This window comes from Thalassospiraceae bacterium LMO-JJ14, assembly GCA_021555105.2.
Taxonomy (GTDB): Bacteria; Pseudomonadota; Alphaproteobacteria; order Rhodospirillales; family Casp-alpha2; genus UBA4479.
The window spans coordinates 771,925-785,491 of sequence record CP134604.1; the positions used below are offsets into that span (position 1 = coordinate 771,925).

Sequence of the window (13,567 nt, forward strand, 5' to 3'; positions counted from 1 at the left end):
GCGTCACTTGGCCGATAACACATACGATTCCGGCCGCCTGAATCTGCCGTTTGTCGGCCACTGCACGTTTGCCAAGCAGCCTGTGGTGCTGGATTGGGATGGACTGAACGGCGCCGATGTCTGTGTGCTGGGCGCCCCTTTCGACATGGGAACGCAGTACCGGGCCGGCGCGCGGTTCGGTCCCAGGGCGATCCGCGAAGCCTCGACCCTGTTTTCGTTCGGCCATGCCGGCATGTACGATTTCGAGGACGACATTACATACCTGCCGCAGGGCGGGGTTAAAATCGTCGATATCGGCGATGCCGACATGGTGCACACCGACACCATCAAGTCGCATGACAATATCGAGTTTGCGGTTCGCAAAATTCTGGCAGCCGGGGCCATGCCGGTGACGCTGGGCGGCGATCACTCGGTGCACATCCCCTGCATCCGGGCATTCGACGATCAAGAGCCGGTGCACATTATTCATATCGATGCGCACCTGGATTTTGTCGATGAACGGCATGGGGTGCGCTACGGACACGGCAATCCGCTCCGCCGGGCCTCGGAAATGAACCACGTCACCGGTTTTACGCAACTCGGAATCCGTTTCGTATCGTCATCGAACCGCGACGATTATGAAGCGGCGAGAAAAGCCGGATCGGACATCCTCAGCGTCCGCGATGTGCGTAGGCTCGGTGCCGAGGGTGTTCTGGCCCGCATCCCCAAGGGTAAACGCTATTACTGCACCATCGATATCGACGGATTCGATCCGTCCATTGCACCCGGCACCGGCACGCCGAGCCACGGCGGTTTCCTGTATTATGAGGTGTTGGAAATTCTCAAAGGCCTTGCCGGGCTGGGCGAGGTTGCGGGAATCGATCTGGTCGAGGTCGCGCCCGATTATGACCGTGACGGCACCACGGCGTTCCTCGCCGCGCAACTGCTGCTGAGTTTCCTGGGCTACATTTTTCATGCCAGGGGAGTAAGCGCATGACCTATGAAACCGTTTCCGAACAGGCCTGCTTCGCAGGCATCCAGGGGGTTTACAGCCACACCTCACAGGAACTCGACTGCGAGATGCGGTTCGCGGTCTTCACGCCGCCCCAGGCGGCAAGCGAGCCGCGTCCTGTGGTGTTCTGGCTATCCGGCCTGACGTGCACCGAGGAAAACTTCACGGTGAAGGCAGGCGCGCAACGCGTTGCCGCCGAACTGGGTCTCGTGATCGTGGCGCCAGATACCAGCCCCAGGGGCGATGACGTGCCGGATGACAAGGACTCGTACGATTTCGCGAAGGGTGCGGGATTTTATCTAGATGCGACGCGACAGCCGTGGGCGAAAAACTACCGCATGTACAGCTACATCACTGGCGAGTTGCCGGCACTGATCTTCAAGCATTTTCCAGCGCGCGCCGACCGGCAGGGTATTATGGGGCATTCCATGGGCGGGCACGGTGCACTGACGATTGCGCTGAAAAATCCCGAAACTTTTGCCAGTGTGTCCGCATTCTCGCCGATCGTTGCGCCCTCACAGGTGCCGTGGGGCGAGAAAGCGTTTAGCGGATATCTGGGCGATGACCGCGACGCATGGGCCGACTATGACGCAACGGCGCTGATCAAGGCCGGTAACAGCTTCGATGGCACGATCCTGATCGATCAGGGGGAGGCGGATAATTTTCTGGATGAGCAATTGCGCCCGGAACTTTTCATCGAGGCGTGTGCTGACGTAGGCCAATCGGTCAAGCTACGCATGCAGCCCGGATACGACCATTCATATTACTTTATCGCCAGTTTTATCGAAGACCACCTGCGTCACCACGCGGCAGTACTCTGCGAATAAAATCAGCGCTTTCCGTTTCACGAATAAATGACTTGCGCCGTAAATCCATGAGGCGTAAACGCGCCGGATATTGAACCCGTGTGCCAAGGTCTGCGCCATGTTTTCGACGCTCCGTCTCGTTTCATCACTGCTCACCGGCGTTGCCTTCCTGATGGTCGGCGCCGGCGGCTTGTCGACGATTCTGGCGTTCCGGATGGGTGAAGCCGGCCTGCCTTCGACGGTGGTCGGGATTGTGACGTCGATGTACTTCGTTGGCCTTGTGCTCGGCACCGGCTATTGCCACAGACTGATCACCACTGTTGGTCATATCCGCGCCTTTGCGGCACTGGGGTCCGTCATGTCGGCTGCGACGTTGGCGCATGCGCTGACGCCGGACCCATGGGTGTGGGGGGCACTCCGTTTCATTGTCGGCTTCACAACGGTCGGCATGTACATGTGTACGGAAAGTTGGCTCAACGAAAAATCGTCAAACGAGATCAGGGGGCAGGTGTTCTCTCTGTATCAGGTCGTTCTGTATCTGGGGCAAGGTGTGGGACAGTTCCTCATTAATATTCCCGACCAGACGGGCATGGTGTTGTATATTTTCACATCGATTCTGATGTCACTGGCGATTCTGCCGGTGGCGATCACGCGGGTCAGCGCGCCGGAACTGCCCAAGCCGGTACGTTTCCGGCTCAGCCGACTTTGGGGTATCTCACCCACCGGGATGACGGCCTCCATGGCGTCCGGTGCGTTGATGGGGGCATTTTACGGTCTCGGGGCGCTGTTCGCGCAACAAGCCGGGCTGGCAACGCACCAGACGGCGGAGTTCATGGGGGCGGTCATTATCGGTGGTCTGGTCCTGCAATGGCCCATCGGCAAACTATCCGACATGTTCGACCGGCGGCTTGTCATGGTTGGCGTGGCATCGGCGACGGCGCTGGTGTGTTTCCTGATCATGAGCAAGGACGTGCATAACGGTAGCGGCCTGCTGGCGCTGGGGGCGTTATTCGGCGGCCTGTCGTTTACGCTGTATCCGCTCGCGGTCGCCTATACCAACGATTACACCGATGGTGATGACCGGGTCCCGGCATCTGGCGGTCTGATGATGTCGTACGGCATCGGCGCTTCGCTCGGACCGACCGGCGGTGCCGTGTTTATGGATTTATTGGGGGCGCCGGGGCTTTTTATTTTTATCGGGCTAATCGTCATTACGCTGATGGTTTTCATCATGTGGCGGATCACGCAGCGGCAGAGTATGCCGCTTGCTGAACAAGGGGATTATCAGACCCTGCAGCGGACGTCACAGGTCGTCTATGAGATGTATCCGGAGAGCGGCGAAGAGGCGGAAAACGACCCGGAAGACGAAACCCGCTGCTGAAATATGACTGTCAACTGATGGCGGCCACATATCCGACCGAGACGATGACACCGGCAACGGTCTTCGAATAAGTGTGCTTGATGCCAGGCTCGCCGCTGCGCGCATCCGTCCAATGATATTGTGTCCACACGCCGATCCCGTGCGCGTCACTGGCTGCCTGGATCAGGTTGCGGATGAACGGTGTGCCTCGCGTATCATGACTGGCGATCACGTTCCGCCCCTCTCCGCGTCTGTCGGGGTGTAACAATAAATTCCCCTCGGGATCGAGAACAAAGACATACAATCCGAGATCCGGACGTGACCACAAGTTGCGATCGGTACGGTTTAGGGCGCGTGGAAACCCGTATTCGGTAATTGCGGAGGTGGCGGCCTCGACCATCGAGATGACGCTGTCGCGGACACTGCCGGTGGGGACAGTCCCGGCCCGGACGGGCTGGGGCGCTATCCCCATCAGAAGCCCCGCCCCCATCAGAAAAAGTGTATGCCGTCTGTCGTACCTCATTGCGCTTACTTTAGCATATTCGCTTTCAGATGCGCATCGACGGCGGTGGCATAGAACGCCGGCGATTCCTGCATCACGTAATGGCCGGCGTTGGCGCTGACGACGATCTTCAGGTTCGGATACCATTTAGCGAAAGTGCTTTTGATGTAATCGGGCTGAAAGAACGGCAAATCGTTTTCGCCCAGGATCACCGTGACCGGGACCATGAGGCCGTCGACATCGCTGTGAAAATCCTCCAGGTCGAACATGTCGAGATAACCGATCCGGGCGGCTTCCGTGCTCGACGACATGGCACGGGCCGTCTTGAACGCGGCCCAGGTGTCGGACAGGCGTTTGCCGGTCAGCGCATGGATCGCGGCGGAGGTGACTTTCGGGTCCTTGGCGGCGGCTTCGAGGAATCCACGCGTCTTGGGATCGGTGTGCATGCCGTTGGCGGCCACCGGGGTCGTTGCGATGACGGAAATCACGCGCTCTGGCGCGTCGGCGGCGACGCGCTGCACGACCATGCCGGTCATGGAATGTCCGATAATGTGAAATCTTTGCCAGCCCAGATGATCGGCGAGTTTGAGAGTATCGGCGGCAGCCTCGGCGGCAGTGAATTTACCTTTCATGCCGATGGAGTCGCCATAACCGCGCAGATCGGCGAAGGCATAGGTGAAACTGTCGGTGTCCAGATAAGGGCGAGCGTCATCGTAATTTCGCCGGTCGCCGAGCCAGTTGTGCAGGACAATGACCTTGTCGGCGCCACTGCCGGTGACGTCGTGGGCGAGAATGCCGGTTTGCTGCGGCATGCCTGCACAGCCCGCCATCAGGGCCAGCAACGCGATCAGTGGAAAGAACCGGGACAGTTTCGAAAACAGGCGCATCGTATCCTCCATGAAATCAGCGAGGACAGCAGAATCGGCGTGAGAAATAAAATTTACCAATGAATAAAAAATATAATTAAAATAAAATAATGAATATTGATATAAAGGCCGAGACCTTTGACCTCAACCTGCTGAAGGCCATGGTGGCGATCTATGAAGAGCGCCAGATCACCGCTGCCGCCGAACGGCTGGGCATAACCCAGCCGGGCCTGAGCCATATCCTGTCCCGGCTCCGTGCCACTTTCGGTGACGAGTTGTTCATTCGCGGTGCGGGCGGGATGAAGCCGACGGCGCTGGCCGAAGACCTGTATGCGCGTATTCGGCCCGGCCTCAAGCAGTTGCAGGACAGCCTCGGCGTGGCCGAAGCGCTCCGTCCGGAAACCCTGGAACGGACCTTCGTGCTCGGCATGAACGATTACGGCGCGTCGGTTATTCTGCCGCTGCTGATTCGTCTGATCGCCAGGGTAGCGCCCGGTGTTCGGCTGAAGACACGGCACTATGCGCATGGCGCGCAGTACGAGGACCTGCGTGGCGGTAACATCGATTTGTCGATCTCGGTTGCCGGGGAGCATCCGGGGTGGGCACATGCTGCGGTGTTGTTCCGTGAAGATGCCCGGGTTGTCGCCGCTACCGACAACCCGGCGCTCAAGGGCAAATTGACCCTCAAGAAATATACGGCCTGCCCGCACGTTATCATGGCGGCGGATGGCAGCGACAGGAACTGGGTCGACGATCATCTGGCGGACCTTGGTCTTGAGCGGACCGTGCAGCATGCAGTGCCGCACTTCTTTGCAATTCCGCCGATCATTCGGGGCTCGTCGATGATCTCGACCTTGCCCGGACGTATCGCCGAGACGCTTGGGCGCGACGACGGACTGGTGACGTATCCGTTGCCGTTCTCGGCGCCGGCGCACAGCATCGTGCAACTCTGGCCGCGGCGTCTCGACCGTGACCCGCTGCATAAATGGTTGCGCGCGCGTGTTGCGGAATGTGTTGTGTGAAATAAAACCGGAAAAGATTGGAGCGGGTGAAGGGAATCGAACCCTCGTCTAAAGCTTGGGAAGCTTTCGTTCTACCATTGAACTACACCCGCAGAAGATGCCGCTCAGGCTCCTCTAATAAGGGCGCAGGCACCGTCATGGCAAGTGGAATAAAGGTGCGTGCAGCGCGCAAGAAGATGTCACGTGGGTTTCCCCGACCGTTCGATTACACCGGCCGTTCGCCGATGCAGGTGGTGCGCTCCATGTAGCGGGGCTGATCGCCGTAATCCATGACCGCGTAGTGCATCAGGCAACGGTTATCCCATACAATGACGTCGTGCGCCTGCCAGGTGTGGCGATAAAGGTTCTCGGGGCGCGTTGCATGGCGGTACAGGGGGCCCAGAATCCAGCGGCTTTCATCGGCATCGAAACCGTCGAGATGCGAGGTGAAACCCGGATTGACGTAAAGGCTTTGCCTGCCGGTATCGGCATGGGTGCGGACCACCGGGTGCAACGCCTTGTTGGCGCCGGCCATGTCATTCTCGACGACGATCGGTTTTGCGTACTGGGTCCGCGCCGCAACCTCGAAATCGTGCCAGGCGTGCAAGGGGCGCAGCATTTCTTTCATCGGTGCCGACAGGTCCTCGAAGGCCTTGGTCATGTTGGCGAAGATCGTGTCGCCGCCGATCTCCGGAATTTCGACGCCGTGCAAAACAGATGCGCCTGCCGGCGTTTCGCGGAAACTGACATCGGAATGCCAATAGGTCCCGGCGCCCTTGCGGCCGAGTGGCTGTCCGGTGCCGTCGAGCTTGTTGGACACACGATAGATCTCCGGATGGTCAGGGTGAATATAACGGCTCACCGTATCTTGCAGCGGTGACTGGCCCGCTGCACCGAACAGCGGCCCAAAGGCCGCGCCGAAAGCGATATGTGCCTCGGTCGACAGATTCTTCTGTCCCCGGATCACCATCAGGCCACCATGCCCGCCCCATATACGTTTCAGGGCGCCGATGACGTTATCGCCGGGGCTGTCGTTCAGGTCGAGACCGGTAATCTCCGCCCCCAGATGTGTCGACAGGGGCCGTACATTGAAATCCATCGTGTGTGTCCTCCTGACGCCATTATGGAATTTCTGACGCCCCCTGCAATGCTTGTGCGCCGCGCCGCTCACGATAGGTTTATTTGAGTTGAGAACAGCACTCGGCTAAGCCATCCTTAGACGTCACCGACAGGAGCTTGCTCAGAACAATGCCCGATTCCAGCCGTGCACTCGATCCGAAAAAATTTCTTGATCCGCTGATCACCGCCGACGGGCAGCAACGCGCGGTTGTCGCGCTAACTCACCTGACGACGCTGTGGTTCAACACCGGATCTCTGTGCAACATCACGTGCGTCAATTGCTATATGGATTCGTCACCCAGGAACGACGCGCTGGCATACATCTCCCTGGCCGAAATGCGTGCCTATCTGGACGAAATCGCCGACGCACAAATGCAGGTCGAGGAAATCGCCTTTACCGGCGGCGAGCCGTTCATGAACCCGGATATCATTCCAATGATCGGCGAGGCGTTGTCCAGGGGCTACAAGGTGCTGGTGCTGACCAATGCCATGAAACCGCTGCTAAACAAGCGTGATAAGCTGCTTGTGTTGAAACATACCCACGGCGACGCCCTGTCAATCCGAGTCTCGGTAGATCACTATACCCGCCAGGGACATGAAGAAATCCGCGGTAAGGATACCTGGCCGCCGATGCTCGAAGGACTGCGCTGGCTGGCCGGGAACGGCTTCAACATGGCTGTGGCCGGGCGTACCTGCTGGGACGAGGGCGAGGAAGCCGGCCGCGCCGGGTACGCACGTCTGTTCGCAAATGAAAACATTCCCGTCGATGCCGCAGACCGCGCCCGTCTGGTGTTGTTCCCGGAAATGGACACCGATGCCGATGTCCCCGAAATCACCGTGCATTGTTGGGATATTTTGGGCATTCAACCCGAAAGCATGATGTGTGCTTCGTCGCGGATGGTCGTCAAACGGAAGGGAGCGGACAAGCCCGTTGTGATGCCCTGTACATTGCTGCCCTATGACGAAGCGTTCGAGTTGGGCAATGCACTCGGCGATTCCAACAAGGCCGTGCAGCTCAATCATCCCCACTGCGCCAAATTCTGTGTGCTGGGCGGTGCTTCATGCAGTCCGGATTGAACGGATCATGATGTTTTCAGATACGGTTCGCGACCTTGGTGAATTGACCGGTCCCATCCTTGTGTTCGGCGGGCCGTATTCCAACCTGCAGGCGACGCAGGCAATGATCTGCGAAGCGGATCGCCTGGGGATCGCTCCGGAAAATATCATCTGTACCGGGGACGTTGTCGCTTATGCAGCGGATCCGGCCGCCACCACGGATGCCATCATGGATTGGGGTATTGTCACGGTGATGGGCAACTGCGAGGAAAGCTTCGGCGCGGAAGCGGATGATTGCGGGTGTGGCTTCGAGGAAGGCACCGCCTGCGATGTCATGTCCCGGCAATGGTATGCCTATGCCAACGCCTGCCTGACGCCTGAACATCGGGCCTGGATGCGGGAATTGCCGCGCAGGCTCGGCTTTACGCTCGGCGGACGCCGTTTTGCCGTGCTGCATGGCAGCGCGCAATCGATTAACGAGTTCGTTTTCGAAGCATCCGATGATGACGTGAAATATTCGGGGCTAGAAATGCTCGCTGTCGATGCTGTGATCGGCGGGCATTCCGGCGTGCCGTTTACGCAGTTAACCGGTGGTGGGCTTTGGCACAATGCCGGGGTCATCGGTATGCCGGCCAACGATGCGACACCCCGCGTGTGGTATTCGATTTTGCGCACAACGGATCAGGGAATCGAGATCGAAATTTGTCCGCTCGAGTATGACCATGCCGCAGCTGCCCGTGCCATGCGCGACAGGAAACTGCCCGAGGGGTATGCGTCCTGTCTGGAGACGGGGCTTTGGCCGAACATGGACGTGATGCCCCAAGCCGAGCGCGCACGCGCCGGGCAACCGCTTGCCGCCGGGACGGTGTTGTGGCCCCGGCACGTCACCGCCGCCGCCGAGTAAACGCACACGGCCTTATTCATCGCGGTCTGCCCCGAAATCATCATCAGCGCGCCATAATCGGCCATCGTTTTGCCGGATGTGCAGGGTATTCAGGTTTCCAACAGCATGGAAACAGGAGCCCCAGATGTTCAACAAACCGACAACCAAGAATTTAACGGCTGCAGGCTGCCTTCTGGCCTTCGCCGCAGTTTTAAGTGCCTGCGCCAATCCGGAAATCGAAGCGGCGCGTGAGCTTGATATACGTGGCCGTGATGTCAGTGCCGAGGCCGCACGGGAATACAAGCGCCTTGCATATTTCGAAGACAAACAGATGTGGGACAAGGCCTCTGCCATCGCCTTCTCCGAAAAGGCGATGGCCGCCGCCGCCGGCCTGGTCGGGGCCGAACCCGGCAAAGAGCTTGCTAACGCCGAGATTGCAGCCGCTTACAGATACCTCAATCACATGCGAGCACTGGGCGCGGACCGTGTCGCACCGATAGCAACCGGCCAGGCGATTGCCAGGCTCGATTGCTGGGCCGAACAGGCGGCCGAAGGGGATCAGCCGCTGGATATCGGCTTCTGTCGCGACGGCTTTATGGAATACGCGAGCGAAACCGCCGTTGCCCTGAAAGCCGCCGGCAAGACGGTCGCTGCCCAGACCGCCGCTTTGAAATCCTTCAATGTAACGTTTCCCCTGGGTTCGAGCATGCCTGCCGTCGGTGCCGACCGTGTCCTGGATAAAGCCGCCGAGTATGCAAAATCGGCACGTAACATGCGAATTGTGCTGGGCGGTCATGCCGACAAGTCCGGCTCGGCCAGACTTAATCAGCATCTTTCTCAAGCCCGTGCCGAACGGGTTGCCGGGATGCTCAGGGCGCGAGGCGTGTCAGCCGGACAGATCAGCACCATCGGATTCGGCGAAACATACCCCCGCGTCGTGACGCCGGATGGCCAGAAAAGCGATGAGAACCGCCGTGTCGAGATCGTCATCGGTCCGGATAAATTGTTGTAAGGGTGGGGACGGATTAGCGCTTACGCGGCACCTTACACGGTGGCTGGACAAGGCCCCGGTGCTCCGGCTTAATGCAGCCGCGAGCGCCGGGCGATACTCGGGCCGCATCCGCGAAAGGGCCATTGATGAACGAGTTTCCGACCTTCGAACAGACCACCGACGGCATCCGCGTGCAGGTTGCCTCAGCCTATATCGACTCCCAGTCGGATCCCGACGAAAACCGCCATGTCTGGGCCTATCAGGTTCGGGTCGAAAACCTCGGCGAGGAAACGGTACAGCTTCTGACCCGCCGCTGGCGGATTACCGATGGGAACGGCCGCGCCCATGAGGTTATCGGCGACGGTGTTGTCGGTGAAAAACCGGTGCTGGAACCCGGGGATCATTATGAATATTCCAGCGGCACCCCGTTGGCGACGTCGACCGGCTTCATGACCGGTATATTCCAGATGATTGATGCTTCGGGGCGGCGTTTTGCCGTGCAGGTGCCGGCATTCTCGCTCGACGGCCCGGAACCGCCGCGCGCCGTGCATTAATCTGATCCATACGTTATATTTGCCCGTAATGAACAAGCATAACGAGGGCACCAGGTCAGAGAAGTTAGGATAAACCGTGACAGATCATAAACCGCTGAGCATGGCTTCCGCCAACACGCACAAGCATGTATCCCCGGAACTCGACAAGGGCCCCGATGTCGAGCGGCCGGCCCGCGAGGAAGCCGAAGCCGCTGTGCGCACGCTAATCCGCTGGGCCGGTGACGACCCCGAGCGTGAGGGACTCCTGGAAACCCCGGCCAGAGTGGTCCGCGCCTATGAAGAATTCTTCAACGGCTACGACGTCTGCCCGAGAAGCTATCTGGAAAAAACCTTCGAGGAAACCGAAGGCTACGACGAGATCGTTCTGCTGAAAGATATTCGTCTGGAAAGCCATTGCGAACATCACATGGTGCCGTTTATCGGCAAGGCGCATGTCGCCTATTTGCCGGACCGCCGTGTCGTCGGTATTTCCAAGCTGGCCCGTGTGGTCGAGGCCTATGGCAAAAGGCTGCAAATTCAGGAGAAGCTGACGGCGCAGATTGCCAATACGATCGATGAAGTGCTGGAGCCGCGCGGTGTGGCGGTTATCGTCGAAGCCGTGCACCAGTGCATGACCATGCGCGGCGTTCACAAACCGGGTGTGTCGCTGGTGACGAGTCGTATGCTCGGCGCGTTCCGTGACGATCCGGCAACCCGGCGCGAGTTCTTGTCCATGGTCAATCACGACGGCGGCAACTTCGCCTGATATTTTCCTTAGCAGCCAGTAAGGCATGCCATCAGTTGCCGCTGTCTGGGCTTGACCCGCTTCGCGCCGCGCGCTTTTGTATCTTGAGGGCCTGAAACAGGCGGACGGGGACCGGATTTTCAATGGATTTTCGACCGGCAATCTTTATCGTCGGCTTGCTGCTGGCGACGCTTGCGGTTGTGATGTGCCTGCCGGCCATTGCCGATTTTGCCTATGGGCATCCCGATTGGCAGGTTTTTGCGATGGCGGCCAGTACCACGTTCTTCGTCGGCGTCACTATGGCGCTGACGTCGAAGGTCCGTGGTCTGAAACTGACCATCCGTCATGCATTCATGATTACCACGGCAAGCTGGGCGACGATGACGCTGTTTGCGGCGCTGCCGTTCGTGTTTTCCGAGTTGGACATGAATTTTACCGATGCGCTGTTCGAGGCCATGTCCGGAATTACCACAACCGGGTCCACGGTGATTGTCGGGCTCGACAATGCACCTCCCGGCATCTTGTTGTGGCGTGCCCTGCTGCAGTGGCTCGGCGGGATCGGTATCATCGTCATGGGCATTGCCGTGCTGCCGTTGCTGCAGGTCGGCGGGATGCAGTTGTTCCGCATGGAAAGCTCGGATCAGTCCGACAAGGCGATGCCGCGCGCGGCACAGATTGCTTCAGCCATCGGTGTTATCTATTTCGGCCTGACCATGTTGTGGACAGGTTTTTACTGGCTTGCCGGCATGGACGGTTTCGATGCCGTCGTGCATGCGATGACGACGATTGCCACGGGCGGGTTCTCTTCGCATGACGCTTCAATCGCACATTTCGAATCCGCGACCATCGATTACATCGCCACCGCCGGGATGTTGGTTGGTGCCTTGCCGTTCATTTTGTATCTGCGCACGTTGCAGGGCAATCTGATGGCCGTGGTCAACGACAGTCAGGTGCAGTGGTTCATTGTATTCGTTGCCTGCGTGATTGCGGCAATCACGGGATGGCTGGTTCTGGAAATCGGCGAGCAGCCGTTGGAAGCGCTTCGGCTCGCGGCCTTCAATATTGCTTCGATAATTACCGGCACCGGCTACGCCACTGACGATTATGGGCTGTGGGGATCATTCTCGCCGGTGATTTTCTTCTTCATCATGTTTATCGGCGGCTGTGCCGGGTCGACCACTTGCGGCATCAAGGTGTTCCGCTTTCAGGTCCTGTACGCCGCCGCCCGTACACAGATCCACCACCTTTTGCAGCCCCACGGTGTTTTTATCCCGTACTTCAACAAGCGGCCGATCTCGGAAGAGATCATCATCTCCGTGCTGTCGTTCTTTTTCATGTGGTTCTTTACCTTTGCCCTGCTGACACTGGGCTTGAGCTTGCTCGGCCTCGACTTCATGACGGCGTTTTCATCCGCGGCCACGTCGATCGCCAACGTCGGGCCGGCACTGGGACCGATTGCCGGGCCGGCCGGCAATTTCTCGACATTCCCGGATGCCGCCAAGTGGCTGATGTCGCTCGGTATGCTGTTGGGGCGGCTTGAGCTGTTTACCGTGATCGTTCTGTTCAGCCGCAGTTTCTGGCGGCCATAATCCGATGAATCCCTTTGCCGGAATGATGCGCGGTTGGGCGCAGAAACGATATCGCAAGGAGGCGGTGCGCCTGATCGAACACCTTCGCACCCTCGATGATGAAAGTATCGGTCTTGTGCTGGCCATCGCCACGCATCACAGGAATGCTCTGTTTAATGAAGGCGCCGACCTCAGGGATCTGACGGCGTTGGCTGGCGCGCAGCCGATGTATCAGCATGAACTGGCCAAGGCGGTGAATGTCCTGACCCGAAACAAGCGTCAGCACGATTCCCTTGGTCTGCAGATCTGGGTGCACTCACTGCGTTGCGTTGCCGATCCATCGCTGTTTGGGCAGGGGGTGACGTTGTGGCGGGAACTGCACCGGGGTCAACCCCATGTCGCTAAAGCCCGCAAGCTGGTCAAAAAAGAAACCGGGTTCGATCTCGATATCACCATGGCCAATGAAGTGCCGGCTGAATTCGCCGACGACATCTGAACGCTCCGGCCGGGCCCCGGCGGCGGCCTCAGCGTATGAAGTCGGCCAGATGTTTGCGGATCGATGCCGACATTTGCGGATCGAAATCCTTCATCGCCTGCTCGGTCAGATTGAACAGGGTTTCGTCTCGGACGTTGACCGAGGCGTTTTCGGAGATGGTCTGTGAACGCGTGATGTCGGCTTCGGCGTAGGCTTCGCTGACACGGGGCACACCCTCCAGACGAACCAGGACCTTTACGCCGACGTCATAGCGTTGCGCCTGTTCGGTGGTGAAGACGCCGGTCAGGCCCTTGGAGCGGGCAAGCTCGGTTTCCGTGACCGAAGCATTCTCAATAATGAATTTCGCAACACCGGATACGCCATTGGCACGCAATCGGTCGCGGGCCCAGTTTTTCAGCGCACGTTCGGGCGTGACGGGCATACGGTTCTCGACATGTTTCGGATCGGATGGCGGCGTGAAGTTGTCGACGATTTCGATGTTTGCGACACCAAGAGTGATCGCCGGCAGATGCGTGAACGTCAGCTCGGGAAATTGCGGCTTTGGCGGGGGTGGTGTCACACAGGCGCCAACGCTGCCAAGAACGAAAAGCGCGCAGGTGAGCAGGGCGATTTTGCGAAACAGGCGTAAGGGGCGCATATGGAAGGTCTCC

At 58.9% G+C, this 13,567-nt stretch carries 15 protein-coding genes and 1 tRNA gene; 11 read left to right on the forward strand and 5 right to left on the reverse strand.

The genetic code is table 11. The features are described from left to right. The first annotated feature begins 7 nt into the window (after positions 1-7). From speB to L2D14_03785, 3 genes are all read left to right on the forward strand, one after another. Complete coding sequence (gene speB / locus L2D14_03775) at positions 8-976, forward strand: agmatinase (protein WNK00549.1); 969 nt, start codon at positions 8-10, stop codon at positions 974-976. Further along, entirely contained in the window at positions 973-1,818 is an 846-nt protein-coding gene (gene fghA / locus L2D14_03780) for an S-formylglutathione hydrolase (protein WNK00550.1), read from the forward strand. The genes speB and fghA overlap by 4 nt, the downstream gene beginning before the upstream one ends. Before the next feature lie 97 nt (positions 1,819-1,915). After that, positions 1,916-3,178, forward strand: coding sequence for an MFS transporter (locus L2D14_03785; protein ID WNK00551.1), 1,263 nt, complete (start codon positions 1,916-1,918; stop codon positions 3,176-3,178). A 10-nt stretch (positions 3,179-3,188) separates the two neighbouring features. Here L2D14_03785 and L2D14_03790 read toward each other — a convergent pair whose 3' ends face one another. Both L2D14_03790 and L2D14_03795 read right to left on the reverse strand, forming a co-directional pair. Then, the gene (locus tag L2D14_03790) at positions 3,189-3,680 is read right to left on the reverse strand and encodes a cache domain-containing protein (protein WNK00552.1); all 492 of its coding nucleotides are present in this window, start codon (positions 3,678-3,680) and stop codon (positions 3,189-3,191) included. Between the two features lie 5 nt (positions 3,681-3,685). After that, positions 3,686-4,546 carry an alpha/beta hydrolase gene (locus L2D14_03795; protein WNK00553.1) on the reverse strand — a complete coding sequence of 287 codons (861 nt, stop codon included), beginning with the start codon at positions 4,544-4,546 and terminating at the stop codon, positions 3,686-3,688. An 89-nt stretch (positions 4,547-4,635) separates the two neighbouring features. Between L2D14_03795 and L2D14_03800 the strand changes: the two genes are divergently transcribed. Next, positions 4,636-5,547, forward strand: coding sequence for a LysR family transcriptional regulator (locus L2D14_03800; GenBank protein ID WNK00554.1), 912 nt, complete (start codon positions 4,636-4,638; stop codon positions 5,545-5,547). Positions 5,548-5,565: 18 nt separating this feature from the next. Here the strand turns inward: L2D14_03800 and L2D14_03805 are convergent. Beyond that, a tRNA-Gly gene (locus L2D14_03805) sits at positions 5,566-5,639 on the reverse strand. A 113-nt stretch (positions 5,640-5,752) separates the two neighbouring features. Continuing rightward, entirely contained in the window at positions 5,753-6,625 is an 873-nt protein-coding gene (locus L2D14_03810; GenBank protein ID WNK00555.1) for a TauD/TfdA family dioxygenase, read from the reverse strand. Positions 6,626-6,774: 149 nt separating this feature from the next. On the opposite strand from L2D14_03810, the gene L2D14_03815 reads away from it, so the two are divergent. From L2D14_03815 to L2D14_03845, 7 genes are all read left to right on the forward strand, one after another. Next, on the forward strand, positions 6,775-7,722 hold the full coding sequence (locus L2D14_03815; GenBank protein WNK00556.1) for a radical SAM protein: 948 nt from the start codon (positions 6,775-6,777) through the stop codon (positions 7,720-7,722). Positions 7,723-7,729: 7 nt separating this feature from the next. After that, positions 7,730-8,605: a metallophosphoesterase family protein gene (locus tag L2D14_03820; GenBank protein WNK00557.1), complete on the forward strand. Its 876-nt coding sequence runs from the start codon at positions 7,730-7,732 to the stop codon at positions 8,603-8,605. A 124-nt stretch (positions 8,606-8,729) separates the two neighbouring features. Beyond that, positions 8,730-9,596 carry an OmpA family protein gene (locus tag L2D14_03825; protein ID WNK00558.1) on the forward strand — a complete coding sequence of 289 codons (867 nt, stop codon included), beginning with the start codon at positions 8,730-8,732 and terminating at the stop codon, positions 9,594-9,596. Between the two features lie 125 nt (positions 9,597-9,721). Next, positions 9,722-10,129, forward strand: coding sequence for a Co2+/Mg2+ efflux protein ApaG (gene apaG / locus L2D14_03830; GenBank protein WNK00559.1), 408 nt, complete (start codon positions 9,722-9,724; stop codon positions 10,127-10,129). A 100-nt stretch (positions 10,130-10,229) separates the two neighbouring features. After that, positions 10,230-10,874, forward strand: coding sequence for a GTP cyclohydrolase I FolE (folE, locus tag L2D14_03835; protein ID WNK01642.1), 645 nt, complete (start codon positions 10,230-10,232; stop codon positions 10,872-10,874). A gap of 122 nt (positions 10,875-10,996) precedes the next feature. After that, positions 10,997-12,442, forward strand: coding sequence for a TrkH family potassium uptake protein (locus tag L2D14_03840; GenBank protein WNK00560.1), 1,446 nt, complete (start codon positions 10,997-10,999; stop codon positions 12,440-12,442). Between the two features lie 4 nt (positions 12,443-12,446). Further along, positions 12,447-12,917, forward strand: a complete 471-nt coding sequence (locus L2D14_03845; protein ID WNK00561.1) for a hypothetical protein — start codon at positions 12,447-12,449, stop codon at positions 12,915-12,917. 28 nt (positions 12,918-12,945) lie between these two features. Here the strand turns inward: L2D14_03845 and L2D14_03850 are convergent, their stop codons facing one another. Continuing rightward, positions 12,946-13,554, reverse strand: coding sequence for a hypothetical protein (locus tag L2D14_03850; GenBank protein WNK00562.1), 609 nt, complete (start codon positions 13,552-13,554; stop codon positions 12,946-12,948). Positions 13,555-13,567 lie beyond the last annotated feature (13 nt).